The sequence below is a fragment of the Nocardioides pini genome, from assembly GCF_026712185.1.
GTDB classification, from domain to species: domain Bacteria; phylum Actinomycetota; class Actinomycetes; order Propionibacteriales; family Nocardioidaceae; genus Nocardioides; species Nocardioides pini.
Window position 1 is genome coordinate 567103 of record NZ_JAPPUX010000002.1, and the last position, 13904, is coordinate 581006.

The window sequence follows — 13904 nt, forward strand, 5'->3', positions numbered from 1 at the left end:
CGACCCCCGTCGCCGTCGCCGGTCGCCGGTCAGTCGGCCTCCCAGTAGGGACCCTTCAGGTAGTGGTCCCGCTCCACGGTGGTGACCGGCCGGCGCACCGTCCGCCACACGGTGCGCATGGTGCCGTCTGGCTGCCGCACCGTGCGGCGGACCCGGAAGTTGGCGTAGGTCGTCGTGTACGCGTTGCGGGTGTTGCGGGTGTTGTTCCACTGGTAGTCGAAGTTCCGGAGGTACTTCTTGGCGACCACGGCACCACGGACGGTGAACCAGACCTCGTCGTTGGCGGTGCTGAGGCTCGACCAGTTCACCGAGCCCGTGATCACCATGTTGGTGTCGGGTACCCCGTTGTAGGTGCCCTGGATGATGAAGTACTTCTGGTGGCTGTAGTAGTCGAGGATCAGGTCGTCGATGCCGTCGTTGTTGAGGTCGAAGTTGTCGTCGAGGTTGTAGTCCATCCCCGTCGAGCGGAGCGGGATCCGGCCGCGCTTGGTCGGGGCGGCGATGATGCCCTTGGTGTGGTAGCCGATGAGGCCGAAGGTGACCCTCACGTCGCACCCCTGGACCCACTTCTGGCGGATCGCCTCTGCGAGGTAGTTGCCCCGGTTGCCGCGCATCGTGTGCATCGACAGCGCCAGGCGGGTGCGCTTGACCTTGCCCGTGACGGGGTCGGGCGTCAGGCACTGGATGCGGTTGAGCATCTGGACCACCAGGTCGTCCTTCGGCCGCGCGACGCGGGGGAAGGCGACGGCCGTGTGCTTGTCGACCGAGTCGTCGCACGTGGAGCCGTTGGTCGGGATGCCGCAGAAGACCAGGGGCTCCTGTCGTGTGTCGTAGTCCTTGCTCATGTCCTTGAAGAGCGACACGAACTGCCGGAAGAGCTCGTGGTCACCGTCGGTGAAGTAGAGGTCGTTCCACTGGTGGATCGCCGCGTTGCGGGTCATGTTGGCCGACCCCACCGCGATGACGTCCTCGGACTTGCCGGCCTGGCTGAACAGGTAGAACTTCGAGTGCAGGTTGTTGAACTCGTTGGCCGCGCCCCGGCAGCTCTGCTTGCACTTGTAGATGAAGCTGCCCTTGTTGCGGTTCTTGCCGATCTCCGCGCGCACCACCTTCATGGCGGGCGTCTCCCAGTGGTCGTTGAGGAGCATCTGCACCTGCACGCCGCGCCGGTGGGCCGCCACCAGGGCGTGCGCGACCGGCAGGCGGTCGAAGGAGTAGATCGCGATCCGGATCGACGAGCCCTTGGGGGCGTTGTCGATCGTCTTGATCACCCGCCGCTCGATCTGGAAGTGCCCCTTGGCGAGGTGGGGGTCGTTGAAGTAGGGACCGCTGAACGCCTCCCACGTGCTGGGCTTGGGCTTGGCAGCGGCCGGCGCGCCGGACGACGCGACACCGCTGGCCTGCCCGGGAGTCACCAGCCCCAGCGACACCACCAGGACCAGGCACAGGCCCCCCACGAGCCTCGAGAGCTTCGACACGAACCCCACCCTTCCGTCGAACACGTCCGGCCAGCATAAGCAGACATGGGCCGTTCCGGGCCGCGCATCGGACCGCGTCTCGCCACCACGTCGCGGACGTGGTCTGATGGCCCACCCGCAGGGCGGAGCGGAGTCGGCTTCCGCTTGACTGGTTCGAACACGTGTTCGATCATGGAACCATGTCCTCCGCTCGCTCCGTCGCCACGCTCGACCCCGGCCGGTCCGTGGTCGAGCAGCTGCGCGAGCGGGTCGCGGCCATGGAGCGCAGGCCCGCCGGGGAGCCGGTCGCGACCCTGCCCGGCCTGGCCGACCTGGTCCCGCTGCACGCGGGCTCGACGTACGCCGTCGACTCGGCGTCGCTGGCGCTGGCCCTCGCCGCCGGCGCCTCGCAGGCCGGGGAGTGGGTCGGCTTCGCGGGGTGCACCGACTTCGGCGCCGAGGCCGCGGCGGAGGTCGGCATCGAGCTGTCGCGCACCGTGCTGGTGCCCGACCCGGGCGAGCACTGGCTCGAGGTGACCGCGGCGCTCGTCGACGTGCTGCGCGTGGTGGTGCTGCGCCCGCCGGCCACGGTCGACGAGCGCACCGCGGGGATCCTCGACTCGCGGCTGCGCACCCGCTCCGCCGTGCTCGTCGTCCACGGCCGGTGGCCGCGCGTGTCCGCCCGGCTGAGCGTCGAGGAGTCCGGGTGGACCGGCCCCACGTCGGGTGCCGGGCAGCTCGAGGAGCGACGGGCGCGGGTCGCGGTGCATCGGGGTGCTCGGCCGCCGCAGCGCGCCGACCTGTCGTGGCCCGGCGTGCGCCCCGTCGCCCCCCTGGTCGATCCCCTCACCGACCGACAGGTCCGCGAAATCCGTCGGGCATGAGGGGGGTCCGTCGATGAGGGTGATGGTCGTGTGGTGCCCCGACTGGTCGGTGGTCGCCGCCCTCGAGGAGGCCGACCGGTCGCTCCGCGCCCCCGCCGCCGTGCTCGCCGCCAACGTCGTGGAGGTCTGCAACGGCCCCGCCCGCGCGGAGGGCGTGCGCCGCGGGCAGCGTCGCCGCGACGCGCAGGCCCGGTGCCCCGAGCTGCTGCTCCTGCCGGCCAACCCCGATCGCGACGTGCGCGCCTTCGAGCCGGTCCTCGCGGTGGTCGAGGACCTGCGCCCGGGCGTCGCCGCCCTGCGTCCCGGGCTGCTCGCCGTGCGGGCGCCCGGCAGCTGGTACGGCAGCGAGACCGCGGCGGCGGCGACCGCCTGCCAGGCGCTGGTCGAGACCGGCGTGTGGGACGTGCGGGTCGGCATCGCCGACGACCTGTTCACCGCCGAGCAGGCCGCACGGGTCGCGGACGTGCAGTCGTGGACCGTGGTCCCTCCCGGTGGGTCCCCGTCGTTCCTGCGCGGCCTGCCCGTCCACGTGCTGCAGGACGACGGCGCCCGCGGACGCGAGCTCGTGGGGCTCCTGCAGCGGCTCGGCCTCCGCACCCTGGGTGACCTGGCCGACCTGCCGGGCGACGCCGTCGAGCACCGGCTGGGGGCCTACGGCGCCACGGTGCGCAGGCGGGCCCGGGGCGAGGACCCCACGCTGTTCGCCGCCCGCACCCCGCCGCCCGAGCTCGACGCCGCGGTTCCCTTCGAGCCGCCTCTCGACTCCGTCGAAGCGATCACCTTCAGCGTCCGCACCACCGCCGAGCGGTTCGTCACGCAGCTCGCCCACCACCAGCTCGTCGCCACCGGCGTGCGGGTCGAGGCCGAGTCCGACGGGGTGGTGTGCTCCTCGCGCACCTGGCTGCACCCGCGGCACTTCACCGCCCGTGACCTCGTCGACCGCGTCCACTGGCAGCTCCAGTCTGCCGGGTCCACGAGCGGTGCCGGCGGCTCGCTGCGCGCCCGCAAGCAGGTGGGCGTCGTGGAGGCGCCCATCGACCGGGTCCGCTTCGTGCCCGAGCTGGTGGAGCCCGCGGCGGCGCACGGGGAGGCGCTCTGGGGCTCGGCCTCCGACGACCTCGTCGAGCGCGGCGTCGCCCGGGTCCAGGGCATGGTCGGCTTCGACGCCGTGCGCCGACCGGTCCTGCAGGGCGGCCGCAGCCCGGCGGCCCGGCAGGCGCTGGTGCCGTGGGGGGAGCGCGCGGTCGACCTGCGCCCGGTGGACCGGCCGTGGCCGGGTCGTGTGCCCGGGCCGGCGCCGGTGCGGGTCTTCGCCCCTCCCCGCGCCGCCGAGGTGGTCGACGGCGCCGGTCGGGAGGTGCGCGTCACCGACCGCGGCGTGGTGAGCGGCGAGCCGCGGCACTTCCGGGTCGCCGGCCGGGCCGAGGGCACGCCCTGGCAGCCGGTGACCGCGTGGGCGGGGCCGTGGCCGACCGACGAGGGCTGGTGGTCGGGCGGCTCGGGACCCTCCGCGCGGTTCCAGGTCGTCGGCGCCGACGGCCGCGCCTGGCTGCTCCTGCGGGCGGCCGAAGGCTGGTCCCTGGAAGCGGGCTACGACTGATGGGCTGGAACAACCCCGCCATGCGGTGGAAGGAGCTCGAGCGCCGGCTGAGCGGCCTGCCCGGCGCCGACGACGCTCCCGTGTCGCGGCGCAAGCGCGCCTCGACCGAGGCCCGGGAGATCGAGCGCCCCGCCGCGGTCACGCCCTACGCCGAGCTGCACTGCCACAGCCACTTCAGCTTCCTCGACGGCGCGTCGTCCCCGGCGGAGCTCGTCGAGGAGGCCGTCCGGCTGGGGCTGCACGCCCTCGCGGTGACCGACCACGACGGCTTCTACGGCGCACCGATGCTCGCCGAGGCGGCGGCCGCCTACGGGCTGCCCACCGTCTTCGGCGCCGAGCTCTCGCTCGGCCTCTCCGGGCCGCAGAACGGTGTCCCCGACCCGGAGGGCAGCCACCTGCTCGTGCTGGCGCGGGGCGTCGAGGGCTACCACCGGCTGGCGGCCGCGATGACCGATGCCCACCTGCGCGGTGACGAGAAGGGCCGACCCGTCTACGACCTCGACGAGCTGGCCGAGCACGGACGCGGCCACTGGGCCGTGCTCACCGGCTGCCGCAAGGGCGCGGTGCGCCAGGCGCTCGCGACGGGCGGCGAGTCGGCGGCGGCCGAGGCGCTCGACCGGCTGACGTCGCTGTTCGGGCTGGAGCACGTGATCGTCGAGCTCTCCCCGCGTCCGGGCGCCGACGTCACCAACGCCGCGCTCGCCGGGCTCGCCGCGGTCCACGGGCTCGACGTGGTCGCCGCCGGCAACGTCCACCACGCCACCCCGCAGCGCCACCGGCTCGCCTCGGCCATGGCGGCCGTGCGCGCGCGCCGCAGCCTGGGCGAGCTCGACGGCTGGCTCGACCTGTCGGGGTCGGCCCACCTGCGCAGCGGCGCGGAGACGGCGGCAGCCCTGTCGTCCTACCCGCACGCCGTGGCGCGCAGCGTCACCCTCGCCGACGACCTGGCCTTCGACCTGCGCAAGGCCTCCCCCGCGCTGCCCAAGCGCCAGATCCCCGACGGCCACACCGCCGACTCGTGGCTGCGGGTGCTCGTGGAGCGCGGGTTCGAGGAGCGCTACGCCGGCGTCCCCCACGAGCGCGAGGCTCGCGAGCGGCTCGAGCACGAGCTGCGGGTCATCGCCGAGAAGGACTTCGCGGGCTACTTCGTCATCGTCCACGACATCGTCGCCTTCGCCCGCGAGCGCCGGATCCTGTGCCAGGGACGGGGCTCCGCCGCCAGCTCGGCGGTCTGCTACGCCCTCGGCATCACCGCCGTCGACGCGGTCTTCTACAAGCTGCCGTTCGAGCGGTTCATCTCGGCCCACCGCGACGAGGAGCCCGACATCGACGTCGACTTCGACTCCGACCGGCGCGAGGAGGTCATCCAGTGGGTCTACGACACCTACGGACGCCGCAACGCCGCACAGGTTGCCAACGTCATCGCCTACCGGCCGCGGATGGCGGTGCGCGACGCCGCCAAGGCGCTCGGCTTCTCCCCCGGCCAGCAGGACGCCTGGTCCAAGCAGATCGACGGCTGGAAGTCGGTGGTGGCCGGCGACATGGGCGACCCCGCCGCCCACGACGTTCCGCCGTCGGTGGTCGCGCTGGCCGAGGAGCTGATGGGAGCCCCGCGCCACCTCGGCATCCACTCGGGCGGGATGGTGCTGACCGAGCGACCCATCGGGGAGGTCTGCCCGATCGAGCGGGCGCGGATGGACCGGCGCACCGTCCTGCAGTGGGACAAGGACGGCTGCGAGTCGATGGGGCTGGTCAAGTTCGACCTGCTCGGCCTGGGGATGCTGGGCGCGCTCGACCACATGATGCGGCTCGTCGCCGAGCACCTCGGCGAGGAGTGGGACCTCGCGACGTTGCCCAAGGAGGAGCCGGCGGTCTACGACATGCTGTGTCGCGCCGACTCGATCGGGGTCTTCCAGGTGGAGAGCCGCGCCCAGATCGGCACGCTGCCCCGCCTGCGCCCCCGCGAGTTCTACGACCTGGCCATCGAGATCGCCCTGATCCGGCCCGGTCCGATCCAGGGTGGCGCCGTGCACCCCTACGTCCGGCGCGCGACGGGCCAGGAGCCGGTGACCTACGACCACCCGGAGCTGGTGCCGGTGCTCGAGCGCACCAAGGGGGTGCCACTGTTCCAGGAGCAGCTCATGGCCATGGCGGTCACCCTCGGTGACTGCAGCCGCGACGACGCCGACCTGCTGCGCCGCGCGATGGGATCCAAGCGGGGCGTCGAGCGCATCGAGTCGGTCAAGCAGAAGCTCTACGCCGGCATGCAACGCCGCGGCATCACCGGCGACCTCGCCGACTCGATCTACGTCAAGATCCTGTCGTTCGCCAACTTCGGCTTCGCCGAGTCGCACGCCCTGTCCTTCGCGCTCCTCGTCTACGCGTCCTCGTGGTTCAAGCTGCACTACCCGGCGGCCTTCCTCGCCGGGCTGCTGCGCAACCAGCCGATGGGGTTCTACTCCCCGCAGTCGCTGGTCCACGACGCCCGCCGCCACGACGTCGACGTACGCCGTCCCGACGTGACGCTGTCCGCGGCCCAGGCCGACCTCGAGCCGGTCGGGACCGGTGCCGTCACCGCCACCGGGCTCGACGAGTGCTGCCGTCCCCGGTTCGAGCGCGTCGAGTGGGTGCCGGGCACCCCCGACCCGGTGCCCGCCCACCGCCGCGACGGAGCGCTCGCCGTACGCCTCGGGCTGGACTCGGTGCGTGGCATCGGCCTCGAGGTCGCGCGCCGGATCGTCGCCGCCCGCGACGAGGCCCCGTTCACCGGCATCACCGACCTGTCGCGGCGCGCCGACCTGACGTCCGCCCAGCTGGAGGCGCTGGCCACCGCCGGGGCGTTCGACGCGTGGGGGCTCGACCGGCGGTCCGCGCTGTGGGCGGCCGGCTTCGCCGAGGGGTCCGAGCACCTGCCGGGCATCACCCCGGCGCCCGCCGCGCCGACCCTGCCCGGGATGAGCGAGCCGGAGCTCACCCTCGCCGACCTGTGGGCCACGGGGGTCTCGCCCGAGCGCCACCCGGTCGAGCACCTGCGCGACGAGCTGCGCCGGGCCGGCGTCCGCTCCGTCGCGGAGCTGGCCGACGCCGAGCCAGGCCGGCGCGTCCACGTCGGCGGGCTCGTCACGCACCGCCAGCGACCGGGCACGGCCATGGGCGTCACCTTCCTCAACCTCGAGGACGAGACCGGGATGCTCAACGTCGTGTGCTCCATCGGAGTGATGAAGGCCCACCGGCAGGCAGCCCGCAACAAGGTGGCGGTCGTCGTGCGCGGACGTCTCGAGCGCAACGAGGGCGTCACCAACCTCGTGGCCGACCGCGTCGAGGGCATCGACGTCGTGGTGCCGGGAGCCGGCGCCGTGCTGCAGGCGCGGGCCTCGTCCCGCGACTTCCGGTGAGCGGGCGCACCCGGGCCGGTCGCCCGTGCGGGTGGGACGACAGGACGGGCCTTCCCCCCGGTAGGTCGATGGGCCATATGCTCGACACGAGCCGCCCAGCGGCGACGACCGGACGACGATGGGAGGCATGGTGGGCGACGACCGAAGCGCTCCCGTGCCGTCCGCCCCCGACCGGTCAGCCAGCTCCTACTCCGTGGTGATCCCCGTCTACAACAGCCAGGACGTGGTGGGGGCGACGATCGACCGCGTCGTCGAGGTCTTCGAGTCCGCCGGGCTGCGCTACCAGGTGGTCCTGGTCAACGACGGCAGCCGCGACGGCAGCTGGGACGTCATCGCCGAGCGCGCGCGCACCTCACCCCACGTCGTCGCCCTCGACCTCCTGCGCAACTACGGCCAGCACCACGCCAACGTCGCCGGCATGCGGGAGACGACCGGTGACTACGTCATCACCCTCGACGACGACCTGCAGAACCCGCCCGACCAGGCGCTGCTGCTGATCGACAAGGCGATGGAGGGCCACGACGTCGTGTTCGGCCGCTTCGAGCGCAAGCAGGCGCGGGGCTACCGGCGGCTCGGCAGCAAGGCGATCAGCCTGGTCAACCGGCGGGTCTTCGACCAGCCGCCCGGGTTGGCGGTGTCCAACTTCCGCATCCTGCGCCGCGACGTGGTGGAGCGGATCTGCGGCTCCCGCACCGCCCACCCCTACATCACGGGCCAGGCGCTGATGTTCTCGAGCAACCCCGCCGACGTCCTGGTGCGCCACGACCCGCGGCCGGTCGGCACCAGCAACTACGGCCTGCGCCGCATCGCCTCCCTCGTGCTCGCCATCTTGTTCAGCTACTCGGTGTTCCCGCTGCGGCTGGCCGCGGGCGTGGGGTTCGCGGTCGCCGGAGGCAGCTTCCTGCTCGGCCTCTTCTACCTCGTCCGGTCGCTGTTCGTGGACTCGACCGTGCCCGGCTGGACGACGATCGCGGTGCTGCTGGCGGTGATGAACGGGTTCGTCATCATGCTGCTGTCTATGCTGGGCGAGTACGTCGTCCGCACCCTCAACGCGGTCAGCGTGGTCACCACGTACCACGTGGCGCGACGGGTGTCGTCGTGAGCGGCTGCGAGCACCGGCACCTGCTGGTCGTGGGCGCGCAGCGGTGCGGCACCACCTACCTCAGCCGGGCACTCGACGCCCACCCCGACGTCACGATGGCCCGCCCGTCTCCCCCCGAGCCCAAGGTCTTCAACGACGCGGATCTCTCCGCCCGCGGCCTGGACTCCTACCACCGCACATGGTTCGCGCACGCTGGCGACGAGGAGCTGCTCGGTGACAAGAGCACCAGCTACCTCGAGGACCCGCAGGCGCCGGGTCGTGCGGCCGCGATGCTCGGCGAGCCCCACGTGGTCGTGCTGCTGCGCGACCCGGTGCGCCGGGCCGTGTCGCACTGGAGGTTCAGCACCGCCAACGGCTTCGAGACCCGCGCCCTCGACGACGCGTTGCTCGCCGACCTCGACGACCACCAGCAGTGGGACCCCCAGCGGTCCTCCGTGTCGCCGTTCGCCTACCTCCGGCGCGGCCGCTACGCCGAGCAGCTCGAGCCCTGGACCGCGGCGTTCCCCGCGACCACCCACGTCCTCCTCACCGAGGAGCTGCTGGGCGACCCCGCGGTGCTGCCCGGCCTGGTGGCGGACCTCGGGCTCGACCCCGGTCGCACGCCGGTCCCCGACGGCGAGCCGGTCAACGCGGCGCCGGGCGACGCGCCCGTGCTCGATGCAGGAGTGGCGCGCATGCTGGAGGGGTACTTCCAGGACAGCAACGCACGCCTGGCCGAACGGCTGGGGAGGCCACTGCCGTGGTGACCCGGGGCGAGACGAACGACGAGAGGGAGGTGCCCGCCGTGGCACAGGCACTGGAGCTCGACGACGGCCCCGCAGCGGAGCTGCCGGACGTCTCGTTCAACGTCCCCTCGGTGGAGGGGCGCGAGCTCGACTACGTCCAGGAGGTGGTCCGGGGCGGGCACCTGTCGTCCGGCGGCGACTTCGCGCGACGCGCCGCCGAGCTCCTCGCGGCCGACACCGGGTCCGCCGAGGTGCTGATGACCACCTCCTGCACGGCGGCACTCGAGCTGTCGGCGATGCTGATGGACCTGCGCGAGGGCGACACGGTCATCGTCCCGTCGTTCACCTTCACCAGCACGGGCCTGGCGTTCGCGCGGCAGGGCGCCGGACTGCTCTTCTGCGACATCGAGCCGGACACGCTGGGCCTGGACCCCGCACACCTCGCCGCCCTGCTCGACGAGCACGTGCGCGCGGTCGTGATCGTGCACTACGCCGGTGTCGCGTGCGACGTGCAGGGGATCCGCGACGTCCTGGCCGACTGGCCGGAGGTGCAGCTGGTCGAGGACAACGCCCACGGTCTCTTCGGCACCTGGCGCGGCGAGCCGCTCGGCAGCCTGGGCCGCTTCGCGACCCTCAGCTTCCACGAGACCAAGAACTTCGTCTGTGGCGAGGGTGGCGCGTTGTTGCTCAACGACCCCGAGGACGTCGACCGGGCCCGCGTGCTCTACGACAAGGGCACGAACCGCCACGCCTTCATGCTCGGCCAGGTCGACAAGTACACCTGGAAGGACACCGGCTCCTCGTTCGGCCTCTCCGACGTGCTGGCCGCCTACCTCCTCGGCCAGCTCGAGCAGCGCGACGTGGTGCAGGCCAAGCGGCGGCGGGTCAGCGAGCGCTACGCCGCCGCGCTGGCGCCGTACGCCGACGAGCTGGGCTTCGAGGTGATGCGGGTGCCCGCGGACCGGGGCTCGGCCCACCACATGTTCTACGTCCTGCTGTCCCACCGCGACCGGCGCAACGACGTGCTCGAGCTGATGCGCAAGGCGGGCGTGCAGGCGACGTTCCACTACCAGCCGCTGCACACCTCCGACGCCGGGCGTTCCTTCGCGGTCCGGACGACCGAGTGCCCGGTCTCGCAGGACATCAGCGACCGGCTGCTGCGGCTGCCCTTCCACAACAACCTGTCCGACCGCGACCTCGACCGCGTGGTGGCCGCGTTCCTCGAGGCGAGCACCGTCACCCTCCCTCAGCGGTGAGCCTCGCCCAACCCGGCTCGTCGTCGCTGGGGCGCGAGGGCTACTGGTGGCACCGGGCCCGCACCGACCTGCTCGGCGCCGTCATGACGCCGCACCTCGCGGGCCCGCGCCGCACGCTGGACGTCGGCAGCGCCGACGCCCCCAGCGTGGGGTGGATGCGGGGCGAGCAGCAGCACGTCAGCCTGGACCTGTTCCCCGACGGCCTGCGACCCGGGGAGGGCGTCGTCGGGTCGGCGACCGACCTGCCCTTCGCGGACGGCACCTTCGACGTCGTGTCGGCGTTCGACGTGGTCGAGCACTGCGCGGACGACGACCGCGCGGTGGCCGAGCTGAGGCGGGTGCTCGCACCCGGGGGTCGCATGCTGCTCTCGGTCCCGGCCTACCAGTGGGCGTGGTCGGACCACGACGTCCGGGCCGGTCACCACCGCCGCTACACGCGCGCCGGCATCGTCGGGCTGGTCGAGGGCACCGGCATGGAGGTGCTGCGGGCGACGTACGCCTTCGGTGGGGTGTTCCCGCTCTTCGCGGCAGAGCGGCTGCGACGGCGGCTCCGCCCGGCCACCGGCACGGACTCGCGTCTGCCCGAGGTGTCGCCAGCCGTGGACCGCGCGCTCATGGGCGTGTGCCGGGCCGAGGCGCGCCTCCTGCGGCGGCGCGACCTGCCGTTCGGGTCATCGGTGTTCGTCGCGGCCGTCAGGCCGTCGTCCGCGCCGTCCTGAGCACCGACGACGCCGCCACGGCGAGGAGCACCGTGGCGACCGCCTCGGCCGTGACGAACGCGAAGGCCACGCGCTCGACCGGCAGCAGCCAGGTCGTGGGGAGCAGCACGGCGGCGCCGGCGAGGACGGCGAGGCCCCAGGCCCCGGCCACGCGACCCGGGCGCTCCAGCGCGAGGGCGCCGACCATCAGCACCACGTTGACCAGGGCCAGCGCGCAGCCCGTCGCGAGGACCCCCGCGTCGCCGTGGCCGATGTCGACCGTGTCGCCGAAGACCGCTCGCACGAGCGCGGGACCCACGGTCCCGCCGATGGTGGCACCCGCCACCACGACCGCGGCCCCGACCACCGCCAGGCGTGCCGCGAGCGAGCGGAGGGCGCGCACGTCCCCCGCGACGACGAGGCCGGTGACGTGGTGCGTGACCTGCGGCAGCATGCCGAGCACGACCATGTAGGGCGCGCGGAACAGGGCCAGCGTGGCGAACATCGCCGTGACCTCCGCGGGCGAGCCGCCCAGCAGCGCCAGCACGACCGCTCCCCCGGTGAGCACGCCCTGGGCGAGCAGCTGCGCCGTCGCGGCGCCACCGAGGAACGACAGCGAGCCCGCCCGGCCCGCGCCCTCCCCGGCGAACCGCCAGGCTCCGGGCCACAGCGCGATCGACGACCCCGCCACCAGGCACAGGCCGTAGGCCACCGGGTCGTGGACCTGCGCCAGCAGCAGCACGACGGCGAGCAGGCACCGCACCGCGTTCTCCAGGACCAGGCTCGCGGCCACCGACCCCATCCGGCCCCGTCCCGCCAGGCTCCCCCGGACGACGCCGACCGCTGCCGAGCCCAGCACCACGAGCACGACGAGCACGGGGAACCACGCGTCGTCGCGGTGGAAGAGCCGCTCCCGGAACGCCCAGGCCGCTCCGCCGGCGCCGAGCGCGGCGAGCGCCACCACGCCGGCGACGCGGCCCGCCGAGCTGCGGACGTCGCCCTCCCGGCCGGCCGCGATCGACCGGGTGATCCAGTGCTGCAGCGGGAACGTGAACGCGGCACCCGTGAGGGCCCAGACCGTCCAGAGCACGGAGACCGGCGCCGCGGCGGTGGCGCCCAGGCCGCGGGTCACGAGCGCGAACAGCACGTAGGCCAGCACCCCGCTCACCACGGAGCCAGAAGCGAGCAGGAGCGGGTCGCGGCGAGCGGTCATGGCACGAGCGGCTCGGCCAGGGGGTCATCGGCGTCGTAGCCCGCGGCCGCGCGCAGCTCGGCGATCGTGTCGTCGCCCAGCGACGCGCGGGCGTACCAGTCCCACAGCGGCGCGCTGCCGACGTAGACGTAGTCGGGCTGGATCGACGCGCGCCAGCGCTGGGAGACCGTCTCCCCCACCGCGACCAGGTCGGGCCCGTCGGCGACGAGGTCGCGCTTGAAGCCGTCGAGGCCACCGGGCCAGGTGTCCTCCATGTAGTCCTGGAGCCCGCTGCGGAACATCTGGTAGCGCGTGGGGTTGGTCCGCTCGGTCAGCACGAGCGGCTGCGGCGCCTCGATGGACGTGATGGTGGCGCCGTCGGGCAGGACCGCCAGCACGGCGGCCGTCGCGTCGCGCTGCTCCTGGAGGAAGTCGTTCCGGGTGGAGACCGAGTAGGTCAGCGCGACGACCACCGCGGCGACGGCCAGCACCCCCGCCGCCACGTGCCGGCCCCGCGTGGCGAGCCCGTGGGTGGCGACCGCGAAGCCGGCCCCCAGGCCGAGGGCGGCGAACGGCAGCACCGGGAACAGGTCGGCCCAGGCGTCGTACTCCTCGAGGATCCAGGCCAGACCGGCGAGGAGGCCCGCCGCCATGGCGGGCAGGGCGACCAGCCCCGGCACGGCGGCGCGCGCACGGCGGGAGACGGCGGCCAGGGAGACCACCGGGAGCAGCACGGTCCCGGCCAGCAGGAGCCAGGTCGTCACCCCGTAGGCAGCCTGCAGGTCGTCCCACACCAGCTCGCGACCGGCGTCGAGCGGGTTGGGGACGGTGTAGCGACGGTTGATGACGTAGAAGGCGTCCCAGGCGGCGCCCAGCGACCCCGCCAGCCCGAACCAGGCGACGAGCACCGCCACCGGCACCAGCCCGCCGACACCGACCCGGACCAGCGCGCGGAGGCGGCCGCCGACCCCGTCCGCGAGCAGGAGCGCGCCGACGACGACGGCCGTGACGGTGCTGAAGAACGCCGTCTGCAGGCACAGCGTGGCGAGGCTCGTCAGGACGCCCGCGGTGAGCCACCGTCGGTGCGTCACCGCCCACAGGGCCCCGATCACGAAGAGCACCATCGGGGTCTTCTCGCGCGGCCCGTTGGACGCGTACTGGATGAAGCCGTGGATGGCCAGCATCGCGCTCGCGGTGACCAGGCCCGCACCCCGGGAGCGGAACAGGTCGCGACCGAGCAGGTAGGCCGTGCAGACGGCTGCGACCGCCATCAGCATGAAGAGCACGCGCATGGTGATGACGTCGTCGAAGCCACCCACGCGCGCCACGAGCGCGCCCACGCCGGGCAGCACGTGCGCCAGCGGCCCCGCCCGGTTGAGGACACCGAGGTAGGGCGGGACGCCGTCGGCCACCTGCTGGCCGGCATAGCTGTAGATGCCGAGGTCGCGCGTCAGCATCCCCTGGAAGCCGTGCAGCACGTAGACGACCAGGGACACCGCGGCCACCAGGGGCACGAGCGGGTCGATCGCGCTCAGCCGCTGCAGCCCACCGGGTCGGACGCCGTCGGACCGGTCGGGGCGAGGGGGCACGCGGAC

10 protein-coding genes are annotated in these 13904 nt (G+C 73.5%); 7 read left to right on the forward strand and 3 right to left on the reverse strand.

The window, feature by feature from the left end:
• Nucleotides 1-29: 29 nt before the first annotated feature.
• Nucleotides 30-1478: a phospholipase D-like domain-containing protein gene (locus NYO98_RS08840; RefSeq protein WP_268111240.1), complete on the reverse strand. Its 1449-nt coding sequence runs from the start codon at nt 1476-1478 to the stop codon at nt 30-32.
• Nucleotides 1479-1657: 179 nt separating this feature from the next.
• Between NYO98_RS08840 and NYO98_RS08845 the strand changes: the two genes are divergently transcribed.
• The 7 genes from NYO98_RS08845 to NYO98_RS08875 all read left to right on the forward strand — a co-directional run bounded on the left by NYO98_RS08845 (nt 1658) and on the right by NYO98_RS08875 (nt 11138).
• A complete protein-coding gene (locus tag NYO98_RS08845; protein ID WP_268111241.1) occupies nt 1658-2341 on the forward strand; it encodes a hypothetical protein in 684 nt (227 codons plus the stop codon).
• A gap of 13 nt (nt 2342-2354) precedes the next feature.
• On the forward strand, nt 2355-3941 hold the full coding sequence (locus tag NYO98_RS08850; RefSeq protein WP_268111242.1) for a Y-family DNA polymerase: 1587 nt from the start codon (nt 2355-2357) through the stop codon (nt 3939-3941).
• Nucleotides 3941-7336, forward strand: coding sequence for an error-prone DNA polymerase (locus NYO98_RS08855; RefSeq protein ID WP_268111244.1), 3396 nt, complete (start codon nt 3941-3943; stop codon nt 7334-7336). The genes NYO98_RS08850 and NYO98_RS08855 overlap by 1 nt, the downstream gene beginning before the upstream one ends.
• A gap of 127 nt (nt 7337-7463) precedes the next feature.
• Nucleotides 7464-8438, forward strand: a complete 975-nt coding sequence (locus NYO98_RS08860; RefSeq protein WP_268111246.1) for a glycosyltransferase family 2 protein — start codon at nt 7464-7466, stop codon at nt 8436-8438.
• The gene (locus NYO98_RS08865) at nt 8435-9184 is read left to right on the forward strand and encodes a sulfotransferase family protein (protein WP_268111248.1); all 750 of its coding nucleotides are present in this window, start codon (nt 8435-8437) and stop codon (nt 9182-9184) included. The genes NYO98_RS08860 and NYO98_RS08865 overlap by 4 nt, the downstream gene beginning before the upstream one ends.
• A gap of 38 nt (nt 9185-9222) precedes the next feature.
• On the forward strand, nt 9223-10419 hold the full coding sequence (gene rffA, locus NYO98_RS08870) for a dTDP-4-amino-4,6-dideoxygalactose transaminase (RefSeq protein ID WP_268111249.1): 1197 nt from the start codon (nt 9223-9225) through the stop codon (nt 10417-10419).
• Nucleotides 10416-11138: a class I SAM-dependent methyltransferase gene (locus tag NYO98_RS08875; protein ID WP_268111250.1), complete on the forward strand. Its 723-nt coding sequence runs from the start codon at nt 10416-10418 to the stop codon at nt 11136-11138. The genes rffA and NYO98_RS08875 overlap by 4 nt, the downstream gene beginning before the upstream one ends.
• On the opposite strand, the gene NYO98_RS08880 is transcribed toward NYO98_RS08875, so the two are convergent.
• Entirely contained in the window at nt 11113-12330 is a 1218-nt protein-coding gene (locus tag NYO98_RS08880) for a polysaccharide biosynthesis protein (protein ID WP_268111252.1), read from the reverse strand. The two genes, NYO98_RS08875 and NYO98_RS08880, sit on opposite strands and share 26 nt — an antisense overlap.
• Entirely contained in the window at nt 12327-13898 is a 1572-nt protein-coding gene (locus NYO98_RS08885) for a hypothetical protein (protein ID WP_268111253.1), read from the reverse strand. The genes NYO98_RS08880 and NYO98_RS08885 overlap by 4 nt, the downstream gene beginning before the upstream one ends.
• Between the last annotated feature and the right edge of the window lie 6 nt (nt 13899-13904).